Source organism: Pseudomonas sp. MF6755 (assembly GCF_016405635.1).
GTDB classification, from domain to species: Bacteria; Pseudomonadota; Gammaproteobacteria; order Pseudomonadales; family Pseudomonadaceae; genus Aquipseudomonas; species Aquipseudomonas haemolytica.
In genome coordinates this window covers 38,150-50,253 of record NZ_JAEKDA010000002.1, presented here as the reverse complement: position 1 = coordinate 50,253, position 12,104 = coordinate 38,150, and the positions used below count along the sequence as shown (strand labels likewise).

Here is a 12,104-nt window from a genome sequence, read left to right as displayed (position 1 = left end):
ATCAGTACAGCGGTGGGCGGCAAGCGTCCGTCAGAAAGAGGAAAGAGCGTGGACAAGTACCTTTATGTGGCAATGACCGGCGCCAGCCAGAATGCACTGGCGCAGAAGGCCCATGCCAACAACCTGGCGAACATTTCCACCAACGGTTTCCAACGTGACCTGGAGCAGGCGCGTTCGATGCCGGTGTTCGGTGACAGCTTTCCGGCGCGGGCGTTTGCCATGACCGAACGGCCGGCTACTGACTTTTCCCCCGGTGCCATGATCGAAACCGGCCGTGACCTGGATGTGGCGGTCAGCGGCGACGGCTGGATGGCCGTGCAGACCCCCGATGGCGGCGAAGCCTACGTGCGCAGCGCCAGCATGAATGTAGACGCGCTGGGTGTGCTGCGCGCCGGCAACGGCATGCCGATCATGGGCAACGGTGGGCCGATTGCCGTGCCGCCGCAGCAGAAAATCGAAGTGGGTTCGGACGGCACCATCAGCATCCGCGCCATGGGCGAAGGCCCGCGTGTGATGGCGGAAGTCGACCGTATCAAAATGGTCCAGCCCGACCTCAAGAACATGACCAAGGGCCTGGACGGCACCATCCACACCAAGGATGGCCAGCCGGCCCAGGCCGACGCAAACGTCACCCTGACCTCGGGTTTCCTGCAGGCGAGCAACGTCAATGCCGTGGAAGAAATGACTGCGGTACTGGCGCTGGCCAAGCAGTTCGAGCTGCACATCAAGATGATGAACAGCGCTAAAGAAGACGACCAGGCCATGACTCGCGTCATGCAGATGAGCTGATCCAAGCCCATTAACTAATTTGCAACGTAGCGCCCATCAAGCGGCGCACGAAGGAGAACAGCATGCTTCCGGCTCTATGGGTTGCCAAGACAGGCCTGTCCGCCCAGGACACCAACCTGACCACCATTTCCAACAACCTGGCGAACGTCTCGACCACGGGCTTCAAACGTGATCGCGCCGAGTTCCAGGACTTGCTCTACCAGATCAAGAAGCAGCCAGGCGCCCAGTCGACCCAAGACAGCGAATTGCCATCGGGCCTGCAACTGGGTACCGGTGTGCAGATCGTTGGCACGCAGAAGAACTTCAGTGCCGGTAACCTGCAGCAGACCGGCCAGCCGCTGGACATGGCCATCAACGGCCGCGGTTTCTTCCAGATCCTGCAACCGGACGGCACCACGTCCTATACCCGTGACGGTACTTTCCACCTGGACTCCAATGGCCAGATCGTGACCGCCAATGGTTTCGCCCTGGAGCCCGCGGTGGTTGTTCCGCCTGATGCCAAGACCTTCACCGTCGGCAACGACGGCACCGTGTCCATCACCGTGGCCGGCAACCCGGCGTCGCAAGTGATCGGTAACCTGCAAACCGCCGACTTCATCAATCCGGCCGGCCTGCAGGCCATGGGCAACAACCTGTTCCTGGAAACCGCTTCCAGCGGCGCGCCGCAAATCGGCACCCCGGGCCTGAACGGTTTCGGCACCACCCTGCAAAGCACCCTGGAAACCTCCAACGTCAGCACGGTTGAGGAGATGGTCAACATGATCACCACCCAGCGCGCCTACGAGATGAACTCCAAGGTGATTTCCACCGCCGACCAGATGCTTTCGTTCGTAACGCAGAATCTGTAATCAAGTCTGAGGCGCTCTTGAAGGCGCCTGCAACACCATGAGGTAAGGGTCATGAATCGCTATGTTTCTGTTTTGGCACTGAGTGGGATCGCCGTGCTCGCGGGCTGTGTCGCCCCGACGCCGAAGCCCAATGACCCGTACTACGCGCCGGTATTGCCACGCACGCCGTTGCCGGCGGCGGCCAACAATGGCTCGATCTACCAGGCCGGTTTCGAACAGAACCTGTACAGCGACCGCAAGGCGTTCCGGGTCGGTGACATCATCACCATCACCCTCAACGAGAAGACCCAGGCCAGCAAGAACGCCAACTCGCAGATCGGCAAGAACAGCAAGACCAGCATCGGCCTGACCTCGTTGTTCGGCGGTGGCCTCAATACCAACAACCCTCTGGGTGGCGGGGATCTGAGCCTGGACGCCGGCTACAGCGGCGACCGTGCCACCAACGGCAAGAGTGCGGCGGGGCAGGGCAACAGCCTGACCGGTTCGATCACCGTGACCGTGGCCGACGTGTTGCCCAACGGCATCATCGCCATTCGCGGTGAAAAGTGGATGACCCTCAACACCGGCGACGAGCTGGTGCGCATTGCCGGCATGGTCCGTGCCGATGATATTTCCACCGACAACACCGTGCCTTCGACACGCATTGCCGACGCACGCATCACCTATTCAGGTACGGGTTCGTTTGCCGATGCCAGTCAGCCGGGCTGGTTCGACCGTTTCTTCCTTAGCCCGCTGTTCCCTTTCTAGGTGGCCACTTTGAACTTCAAACAGCTGATGGCGACGGCACTCTTGCTGGCCTTAAGCGCTGTGGCCCAGGCCGAACGCCTGAAGGACATCGCCAGTATTTCCGGCGTGCGCTCCAACCAGTTGATCGGCTATGGCCTGGTGGTGGGGCTCAATGGCACGGGCGACCAGACCACCCAGACGCCGTTCACCCTGCAGACCTTCAATAACATGCTCTCGCAGTTCGGCATCAAGGTGCCGCCAGGCTCGGGCAACGTGCAGTTGAAGAACGTCGCCGCCGTGTCGATCAGCGCCGATTTGCCGCCGTTCGCCAAGCCGGGCCAGGTGGTGGACATCACCGTTTCATCCATGGGTAACTCCAAAAGCCTGCGCGGTGGCACCTTGCTGATGACGCCGCTCAAAGGTATCGACGGCAACGTCTATGCCATCGCCCAGGGCAACCTGGTGGTGGGCGGTTTTGACGCTGAAGGCCGCGACGGTTCGAAGATCACCGTCAACGTGCCATCGGCCGGGCGCATCCCTGGTGGTGCCTCGGTTGAACGCACCGTGCCGAGCGGCTTCAACCAGGGCAACAGCCTGACCCTGAACCTCAACCGCTCCGACTTCACCACCGCCAAGCGCGTGGTCGACAAGATCAACGACATGCTTGGCCCAGGCGTGGCCCAGGCCATCGACGGCGGCTCGATCCGCGTCACCGCACCGTTGGACCCAAGCCAGCGCGTGGACTACCTGTCGATCCTGGAAAACCTTGAGGTCGACCCGGGCCAGGCGGTGGCAAAAGTCATCATCAACTCGCGTACCGGCACCATCGTGATCGGCCAGAACGTCAAGGTCTCGCCGGCAGCGGTGACCCACGGCAGCCTGACGGTGACCATCACCGAAGACCCGATTGTCAGCCAGCCAGGCCCGCTATCCAACGGCCAGACCGCCGTGGTCCCGCGCTCGCGGGTCAATGCCCAGCAAGAAGCCAAGCCGATGTTCAAGTTCGGCCCCGGCACCACCCTGGACGAGATTGTCCGCGCGGTGAACCAGGTGGGCGCAGCGCCCGGCGACTTGATGGCGATCCTCGAAGCTTTGAAACAGGCCGGCGCTTTGCAAGCCGACCTGATCGTGATCTGAGGCCATGGCCATGGATATGCGCAAGAGCGGCATCAGCAGCACGGCGGACTCGGGGTCTTACTCCGACTTGAACCGGCTTAACCAGCTCAAGGTCGGCGCCGACAAAAACAGCGACGCCAATATGCGCAAGGTGGCGCAGGAGTTCGAGTCGCTGTTCTTGAACGAGATGCTCAAGTCCATGCGCTCGGCCACCGACGCCCTGGGCAAGGACAACCCGCTGAACACCCCGGCGGCCAAGCAATACCAGGAAATGTACGACCAGCAACTGGCGGTCTCGATGTCCCGCGAAGGCGGCGGTATCGGCCTTGCCGACGTGCTGATGCGCCAGATGCAGAAGAACAAGCCGGTGGAGGCCCAGGCCGCCACCTTGCAAGGCCCGGCGACGGACGTGCCGTTGAAGAAGGTCGATGTGCCGACCGAAATTGCTGCGGGTACCCAGGCCGAAGGTCCGTTGGGCCGCTCCAACGGCCAGCGCCCATTGTGGGCTTACCGCGTGGCGGTCCCTGAAGGCGCCAGCGCGCACACCAACGACATGGAACTGATGAACCAGCGCCGTATCGCCTTGCCGAGCAAGCTGACTGACCGCTTGCTCGCCGGCATCGTGCCGAGTAACCAGGTGGTCGCTGAAGCCAAAAGCGCCCCCCTGCGCAACAGCGCCGCTGACGATAACGTGATCAACAGCACCGCCCGCAGCTTTGCCGTGCCGAGCGGGCGTATGCAGGTCTATGGCCGCGCCATTGCCCAACCACCGCTGGCACCGGCGAAGAAAGCCTTCAGCTCCCAGGATGAATTTGTCGCCACCATGCTGCCGATGGCCAAGGCGGCCGCCGCGCGTATCGGTATCGACCCCAAGTACCTGGTGGCCCAGGCCGCGCTGGAAACCGGCTGGGGCAAATCGGTGATGCGCGCCGAGGATGGCAGCAGCAGTCACAACCTGTTCGGCATCAAGGCCGGCCAGAGTTGGCAGGGCGGCCAGGCCCGGGCGATCACCAGCGAGTTTCGCGACGGCGCGATGGTCAAGGAAACGGCGCAGTTCCGTTCCTACAGCTCCTACCAGGACAGCTTCCACGACCTCGTGACATTGCTGCAAAGCCATGATCGCTATAAAGAAGTTGTGAAATCAGCCGACAACCCGGAACAGTTTGTACGCGAGTTGCAAAAAGCCGGTTATGCAACCGACCCGGATTACGCCAGCAAGATTTCGCAGATTGCAAAAAACATGAACAGTTACCAGAACTACGCTGCCGCTGGCGCAACCACACATTTATAAGGTCTGAACCATGAGTTTGCTCAGTATCGGGATGTCAGGGCTCAACGCCGCTCAAGGATCGCTGTCGGTCTTGAGTAATAACATCGCCAACGTTAATACCCCAGGGTACTCACGTCAGCAGACCACGCAAAATGCCAGCGCGTCGAATCCCTTCGGCGGTGTGTTCATCGGCACCGGCACCACCCTGGCCGATGTACGCCGGGTGTACAACGAATACCTCGACACTGCCTACCAGAACAGCACGGCATTGAATAACGATGCCAAGGCGTACCTGGACCAGGTGAGCGCGGTCGACAAGGTGCTGTCAGACAAGACCACCGGTTTGTCCTCGGTACTCAGTTCGTTCTTCGCCACCCTGCAGACGGCGGCGTCCAACCCCAGTGACCTGTCGGCCCGCCAACTGCTGGTGACCAACGCCCAGACCCTGAGCAGCCGTTTCAACTCGATTTCGACGCAGTTGACCCAGCAGAAAGAAACCATCAACAACCAACTGAGCAGCATGAGTGAGCAGGTCAATCAATTGACCGCCTCGATTGCCTCGCTCAACAAGCAGATCTCCCAGGTGCAGGGCGCGTCGGGTAATGCGCCGGCCAACCTGCTGGACTCGCGTAACGAGGCCGTACGCTCGCTCAATGAACTGATCGGGGTGACAGCCACCGAGAAAAACGGCCAGTTCAGCGTGACCACCGGCAGCGGCCAGTCCCTGGTAGAGGGCGGGATTTCCAACACGATTTCCGCGGTGCCGAGCAAAACCGATAACAGCCAGTACACCATCCAGTTGAACATGAACGGCACCACCATGGACCTGGGCGGCGTGATCAGTGGCGGCAGCATCGGTGGCCTGTTGCGTTATCGCAGTGATGCCTTGATGCCGGCCATCAACGACCTGGGGCGCATCGCCATCGCCACGGCGGACACCATCAATAGTCAACTGGGCCAAGGCCTGGACCTCAATGGTGACTTCGGCGTTTCGTTGTTCAAAGACATCAACAGTGCCGCCGCCATTGCGTCGCGCAGCCAGGGCGCATCGGGCAACAGCGCCGGGGCAGGCAACCTGAATGTGACGATCAAGGACAGCAGCAAGTTGTCCGCGTTCGACTACACCGTGACCTTCAACGACAAGACCGACCCAAACAAGGTCACCGTGTTGCGCTCGGACGGCAAGGCCATGGGCACCTTTGATATGTCCGCCACGCCGCCGCCGACGATGGATGGCTTTACCCTGGCACTGGATGGCAAGGGCACGATGGCCTATGGCGACAGCTTTAAGGTCAGCCCGACCGCCACCGGAGCCAGCGGGATTGGCGTGGCACTCACCGATGCGAACAAGCTGGCCTTTGCCGGCGCGTTGGCGGGTACCAGCAGCAAGACCAACAGCGGCACGGGCACGTTTACCCAACCGTCCTTGACGGTACCGCTGGATATTAACGGTGGTGCTGACACCGCCCAGTTGCGCGCCGGCATTGAAAACTCGATGCCGGTGAAAATGGTCTTTGGCAAACCGGCCGCCGACGGCACGCAGTCCTATACGATCAGCGACGCCAAGGGCAACCCGATCAGCACCGGCTCGATTATTCCGGGGCAGGGCAACAAAATCACGGTGGACGTGCCCATTCGCGACGCCAGCGGTGCAGCGATCCCCGGCAAGAGCTTCAAGTTCGACACCACCGTCAATGGTTCTCCAGCTGACGGCGACAGCACCACCTTTGCCTTCAACAGCCTCGGCAAGTCCGACGGCCGCAACGCCCAGGAACTGCTGAACCTGCAAACCAAGGCGACCGTCGGCATGGGCGACGGTAACGGCGGCACCAGCCTGGTGGGGGCCAACAGCAAACTGGTCTCGCAAGTGGGGGCCAAGGCCAGCCAGGCCGGGGTCGACACCGCCGCCACCGGCGCCTTGCTGAGCGCCAACAAGGAAGCGCGCAACTCGGTATCCGGGGTCAACCTGGATGATGAAGCGGGCGACATGATCAAGTTCCAGCAGTACTACACCGCGTCGTCGCAGATCATCAAGGCTGCGCAGGAAACTTTCACCACACTGATGAATGCTCTTTAAAGGAGGCTGGGACGATGCGTATTTCTACACAGCAGTATTTCGAGACCAGCTCTGCCAAGTACCAGAGCAACTACTCCAGCGTAGTGAAAGCCCAGGACCAGGCAACTAACGGCATACGCGTGCAAACCGCCGCGGATGATCCAGTAGCGGCGGCGCGGTTGTTGATGCTGCAACAGCAGAAAGACATGCTGGGGCAGTTCAATGGCAATATCGACACCCTGAAAAACTCGCTGACCACCCAGGACGGCGTGCTGGCCAATATCAATATCGCGATTCAGCGGGCCAGTGAGCTGGCGCTGAAGGCGGGTAACGTCGGCATCAGTGACGCTGACCGTAAGTCGACTGCCGCGGAGATCGGCGCCATTGAAGACCAGGTCCTGGGCCTGCTCAATACCAAGGACGCCAGCGGTAATTACATGTTCTCCGGGAGCAAGACCGACACGCCTCCCTACTCTCGTAACAACGATGGCACCTACAGCTACCAGGGTGACGACACGCCGTTGAGCCTGAAGGTGGCAGAGAACCTGTCGGTAGCCATGGGCAATACCGCAAAAAGCATGCTTGAAAGCTCGGCAAATACTGGCCGTACGCAAACGGCGCCGATCCTCGTGCCGCCCGCGGTCGATGATGGAAAGGTCACGCTATCTGCCGGTCTGATTGGGGCCAACACCAGCTATAACAGCAGTTTTTCGGACGGCCAGCCGTATAAGCTGACGTTCACCAGCAGCACTCAATATGTTGTAACGGACAATGCTGGCAAAGACATTACTTCGGAGATCCCGGGCAATGGCACTTTCGACGCCACCAAGGAAGGCGCATCGACCGTCAGTCTGCGCGGGGTCAAGTTCGACATTGGCTTGAACCTGGGTAAAGACGCACTGGGCAAAGACATATTGCCTGGCGCGCCATCGGACGCCATTGTCAAAGATCGGGAATTCAGCCTGTCGGTCAAGCCAGACACCTTCAGCGTGTCGCGCACTCCGAGTAACCCGTCCACTGCACAGCTCAGTGGCGGCACGGTGAGCGACCCGGCGGCATACGCCAGCACGTTTCCCAATTCCGGTGTCATCATCAAGTTCGGTGCGGCCGGCGCCTACGACCTGTATGCGCAGCCTTATACGGCAGACAGCAAATCCATCGGCAGCGGCACCCTGGCAGCCGGCGCAACCTCGATCACGGCGGCAGGCGTGACGTTTGATGTCACCACCGCACCGGCGCCGGCAGCCGGCGACCAGTTCTCGATCGGTGCTACCAGCAACAAGAACGAGAACGTCCTCGACACCCTGAGCCATTTGCGCAAAATCCTGGAAGCGCCGTCAGACGGCAACCCGGCGGCGCAGAAGGAGCTCAAGGATGTGGTGGCCAAGTCCATTGGCAATTTGACCAATGCCTACGGCCAGATCGACCAGGCGCGTGGTTCCCTGGGGGCGCGCCTCAATAGTCTCGACATTCAGTCCAAGGAAAACGTCAGCCTGGACCTGGCCAATACCACGACCATGAATGCCTTGGGTAATGTCGACTTCGCCGAAGCCGCCATCAACCTGAGCTTGCAGCAAACCATGCTGCAAGCGTCGCAACTGGCCTTTGTGAAAATCTCGCAGTTGAGCCTGTTCAACAAGATGTAAACCGCGTTTCGTCAAGCGGCCCACTCTGGAAACAGGGCGGGCCGTTGTCGTTTATGGGGCTAAATTGTTGAAAGGTTTTGCACAAAGCGCGCAAAATTGAGTGACCTGTGAGTCATAAAGCGCATCTTCACTGTATCGTGTGAAAAGGATAAGTCGCCCACAGGTCTTTATCAGGCGGCTTTCAGCGAAATTTTTATGGGGTTATCCCCTTTATTGTCAGCACCCCCGGCTTAGCCCGCGGGGTGTTCTCCAGCTATTTAGTATTGGGAAGCCACAATGATTGGCATAAAAAGCATCGCCAGTTACGTGCCGGCAGACGGGATCGATAACTACGCCCAGGGCGCCAAATTCGCCAAGGATGAAGAGTTCATCATCGGCAAGATCGGTTCGGCGTTTCTGCCACGCAAGGAAGCTGCACAGGAGACCTCCGACCTGTGTGTCGAGGCGGTCAACGCTTTATTTGCCAACAACCCGCAATTGAAGCGCGAATCCATTGACGCGCTGATCGTCGTCACCCAGAACGGCGATGAAGAGGGCTTGCCTCACACCGCAGCCATCGTCCAGGACAAACTGGGCCTGCCCACCCACGTTGCAGCCTTTGATATTTCCCTGGGTTGCTCGGGTTATGTCTACGGCATTTACGCGATGAAAGGCTTCATGGAAGCCGCTGGCCTGAAAAACGGCCTGCTGATCACCGCCGACCCCTATTCGAAGATCGTCGACCCGGAAGACCGCAACACCACCATGCTGTTCGGCGATGCCGCCACCGCCACCTGGATGGGCGAAGACGCACCGTGGTTGCTGGGCAAGTCCAAGTTCGGCACCGACGGCTCTGGCGCACCGCACCTGAAGGTCAGCGACGGCGTGTTCTTCATGAACGGCCGCCAGGTCTTCAACTTTGCCTTGCTCAAGGTGCCGGCGCACTTGCACGAGCTGCTCGCTGAGTCGGACCTCAAGGCCGATGACATCGATGCGTTCTGCATTCACCAGGGCAGCGCGGCCATCGTCGATGCCGTGGCGCGCCGTTTCGAAGATGCCCCGGTGAACAAGTTCATCAAGGACATGGTCGAGACCGGCAACACCGTGTCGTCGAGCATTCCGTTGCTGCTGGAAAAGCACGTAATGGACGCTACCTGGAAGCGGGTGGCAATCAGCGGGTTTGGTGTGGGCCTGTCGTGGGGCTCGGCGATTCTTTATCGCCCGTGATGTTTTAGCCGCTGCATAAAAAAACGCCGATGATCGAACGATCATCGGCGTTTTTTTATTGGCGCCAGAAAAGCCAATGAAACCGGGGTTTTGTGCCTGTGTAAGCCTTTGAAATGCAAGGGGTGGCACGGGGCTACTAAAAAAAATCAAAAAAATCCTCAAGCAACCGGCTACCACGACGATAACTATTACGTAGGTTCTCTAGGCCACACCCGGCGGTCGCCAGGGCCGGAAGCCGCAGTATCCAACCAACGAGGATTTCGTCATGGCATTATCAGTAAACACCAACATCACCTCCCTGGGTGTCCAGAAGAACCTGAACAAAGCTTCCGACGCTCTGAGCCAGTCGATGAACCGTCTGTCCTCCGGCCTGAAAATCAACAGCGCCAAAGACGACGCTGCCGGCATGCAGATCGCCAACCGTCTGAACAACCAGGTCAAAGGCCTGAACGTTGCCATCGCCAACGCCAACAACGGTGTGTCGATCGCCCAGACCGCTGAAGGCGCGATGCAAGAATCCACCAACACCTTGCAGCGTCTGCGTGAACTCGCCCTGCAAGCGTCCAACGGTGATAAAAGCGACGCTGACCGTGTGTCCCTACAGCAAGAATTCACCGCTAAAGTGGGCGAGCTGAACCGTATCGCCAGCACCACCACCTTCGGTGGTCGTAACCTGCTGGACGGCTCTTTCAGCAACGTAGCCTTCCAGATCGGCGCCAACGCCAACGAGACTATCTCGTTCGGTATGACCGATATCAGCTCGACTGCGCTGAAGGGTAACTACAAAGAAGCGGCTGTAGATGGCAAAGCGATGGGCGGCCTGGCTGCCACCGCAACCGGTACCAATATTGGCGGGACCAAAGCCAGCGTGACTGGTATTGTTCCTCCAGCAGGTGGTTCTACTGCTGGCGATAAAATCAGCATTAATGGTACTGAGATTACGCTGACGACTGCTGCTGCTGGTACTGCGGCCGGCGCAGCTGCTGCCACAGAGATCAACAAGCAAACTGCAACGACTGGTGTGACTGCAACTGCGGCTGCCGATGGCAAGATTACCTTGTCGTCTAAGTCTGATTTCACCGTTGATAACGTAGGGGCTGGTACAGCTCTTACAACCATTGGTTTGACTGCCGCACCTGCCGGTTCTCCTGTTGCAGCAGCCGCAATCGATAAAGATACTGTTCTGGGTACTGCCGGCTCCATTACCGTTAATGGTAATGCCGTGGCTTGGGACAACACCAAAAAGATCTCCGAAGTTCTGGACTTGGTTAAAGCGCAGGCAGGTACTGGTGCTACTGCAGAGTTCAAGGACGGTCGTGTTGTTTTGACCTCCGGTGACGGTAAAGACATCAAGCTGGCTAACACCACCAGCGGTTCGCTGTCGCAGTTGGGTCTGTCTGCGGGTACTACCCAGGCTAAGCTGACTGCTGACACTTCCATTGATGTGAACGGCGTTGAAGTCAAGTTCAAAAAGGGCGACACCTCTGACGCGATCGTTTCTTCGATCAACAGCGCCAGCACCGGTGTTCAAGCCAGCAAAAACGCTGACGGCACTCTGAACCTGTTCGCTGACAAAGACATCACCATCAAGGACGGTAGCGCCGGTACTGGCCTGAAGGCTCTGGGTCTGGAAGCTGTTGCCACTGCCGGCACCAAAACCGCCGTCACCATGGAAACCAGCGTTTCCGACCTGAACATCCTGAGTGCCGCTGCTGCGCAGCAGGCTACCCAGGCTCTGGACGATGCCATGCAGCAGATCGACAGCCAGCGTTCGCAGCTGGGTGCCGTACAAAACCGCTTCACCAGCACCGTTGCCAACCTGCAGAGCATTTCGCAGAACTCCTCCGCTGCCAAAGGCCGCGTAGAAGATGCTGACTTCGCTTCTGAAGCGGCCGAGCTGACCAAGCAACAAACCCTGCAACAGGCTTCCACTGCGATCCTGTCCCAGGCCAACCAGCTGCCATCCGCTGTACTGAAGCTGCTTCAGTAATATCGGCTAGCGGTTAAATAACGGGAGGGTGCGTTTAACGACGTGCCCTTCCGTTTTTTCAGTTTGGAGGTGATGACATGGACATGAGCATCAAGCTGAACCCGTCTTACCCCTCAGGCACGGCCCAGGCCAGCGTTGGCGCAGTGGTGACCCAGGCCACGCCTGCGGCCAGCAGTGAGCCGGTCAAGTCTGAGGAGCCCCAGCGCGCGGCGCTGGAAAAGGCCGTCACCGATATGCGTGAATTTGTGCAGGCTTCACAGCGCAACCTGGATTTTTCCATCGATGACTCCACCGGCAAAGTGGTCGTCAAGGTGATCGCCACCGACAGTGGTGAAGTGATTCGACAGATACCATCGGAGGCAGCGCTGAAGTTGGCGCAGAATCTGAGCGATGCCAGCAGCCTGTTGTTTGATAGCAAGGCTTGAGTTGGCACGAAACATGTTTCTGATTGCGGACA

General features: G+C 59.3%; 10 protein-coding genes. All 10 read left to right on the top strand.

What is annotated here, in order from left to right; translation table 11 throughout:
- Positions 1–48 precede the first annotated feature (48 nt).
- The 10 genes from JFT66_RS02620 (at position 49) to JFT66_RS02575 (ending at position 12,072) form a co-directional block, all read left to right on the top strand.
- Positions 49–789, top strand: a complete 741-nt coding sequence (locus tag JFT66_RS02620; protein WP_034117103.1) for a flagellar basal body rod protein FlgF — start codon at positions 49–51, stop codon at positions 787–789.
- A gap of 62 nt (positions 790–851) precedes the next feature.
- Entirely contained in the window at positions 852–1,637 is a 786-nt protein-coding gene (gene flgG, locus JFT66_RS02615; RefSeq protein WP_153838114.1) for a flagellar basal-body rod protein FlgG, read from the top strand.
- Positions 1,638–1,688: 51 nt separating this feature from the next.
- Complete coding sequence (flgH, locus tag JFT66_RS02610; protein WP_005790104.1) at positions 1,689–2,384, top strand: flagellar basal body L-ring protein FlgH; 696 nt, start codon at positions 1,689–1,691, stop codon at positions 2,382–2,384.
- Between the two features lie 27 nt (positions 2,385–2,411).
- On the top strand, positions 2,412–3,500 hold the full coding sequence (locus tag JFT66_RS02605; RefSeq protein ID WP_161793246.1) for a flagellar basal body P-ring protein FlgI: 1,089 nt from the start codon (positions 2,412–2,414) through the stop codon (positions 3,498–3,500).
- Positions 3,501–3,510: 10 nt separating this feature from the next.
- Positions 3,511–4,770 carry a flagellar assembly peptidoglycan hydrolase FlgJ gene (gene flgJ / locus JFT66_RS02600; protein WP_420875495.1) on the top strand — a complete coding sequence of 420 codons (1,260 nt, stop codon included), beginning with the start codon at positions 3,511–3,513 and terminating at the stop codon, positions 4,768–4,770.
- Positions 4,771–4,780: 10 nt separating this feature from the next.
- Positions 4,781–6,826 carry a flagellar hook-associated protein FlgK gene (gene flgK, locus JFT66_RS02595; protein ID WP_198858699.1) on the top strand — a complete coding sequence of 682 codons (2,046 nt, stop codon included), beginning with the start codon at positions 4,781–4,783 and terminating at the stop codon, positions 6,824–6,826.
- A 14-nt stretch (positions 6,827–6,840) separates the two neighbouring features.
- Positions 6,841–8,451: a flagellar hook-associated protein 3 gene (locus JFT66_RS02590; protein ID WP_198858698.1), complete on the top strand. Its 1,611-nt coding sequence runs from the start codon at positions 6,841–6,843 to the stop codon at positions 8,449–8,451.
- Between the two features lie 276 nt (positions 8,452–8,727).
- On the top strand, positions 8,728–9,657 hold the full coding sequence (locus JFT66_RS02585; protein WP_198858697.1) for a ketoacyl-ACP synthase III: 930 nt from the start codon (positions 8,728–8,730) through the stop codon (positions 9,655–9,657).
- A 265-nt stretch (positions 9,658–9,922) separates the two neighbouring features.
- Entirely contained in the window at positions 9,923–11,647 is a 1,725-nt protein-coding gene (locus JFT66_RS02580) for a flagellin N-terminal helical domain-containing protein (protein WP_198858696.1), read from the top strand.
- A 77-nt stretch (positions 11,648–11,724) separates the two neighbouring features.
- Positions 11,725–12,072, top strand: coding sequence for a flagellar protein FlaG (locus JFT66_RS02575; RefSeq protein WP_198858695.1), 348 nt, complete (start codon positions 11,725–11,727; stop codon positions 12,070–12,072).
- The last annotated feature ends 32 nt before the right edge of the window (positions 12,073–12,104 follow it).

Coding starts and splice junctions, on each gene's coding strand:
- flgG (WP_153838114.1), top strand. CDS start 852: ATGCTTCCGGCTCTATGGGTTGCCAAGACAGGCCTGTCCGCCCAGGAC.
- flgH (WP_005790104.1), top strand. CDS start 1,689: ATGAATCGCTATGTTTCTGTTTTGGCACTGAGTGGGATCGCCGTGCTC.
- JFT66_RS02605 (WP_161793246.1), top strand. CDS start 2,412: ATGGCGACGGCACTCTTGCTGGCCTTAAGCGCTGTGGCCCAGGCCGAA.
- flgJ (WP_420875495.1), top strand. CDS start 3,511: ATGGATATGCGCAAGAGCGGCATCAGCAGCACGGCGGACTCGGGGTCT.
- flgK (WP_198858699.1), top strand. CDS start 4,781: ATGAGTTTGCTCAGTATCGGGATGTCAGGGCTCAACGCCGCTCAAGGA.
- JFT66_RS02590 (WP_198858698.1), top strand. CDS start 6,841: ATGCGTATTTCTACACAGCAGTATTTCGAGACCAGCTCTGCCAAGTAC.
- JFT66_RS02585 (WP_198858697.1), top strand. CDS start 8,728: ATGATTGGCATAAAAAGCATCGCCAGTTACGTGCCGGCAGACGGGATC.
- JFT66_RS02580 (WP_198858696.1), top strand. CDS start 9,923: ATGGCATTATCAGTAAACACCAACATCACCTCCCTGGGTGTCCAGAAG.
- JFT66_RS02575 (WP_198858695.1), top strand. CDS start 11,725: ATGGACATGAGCATCAAGCTGAACCCGTCTTACCCCTCAGGCACGGCC.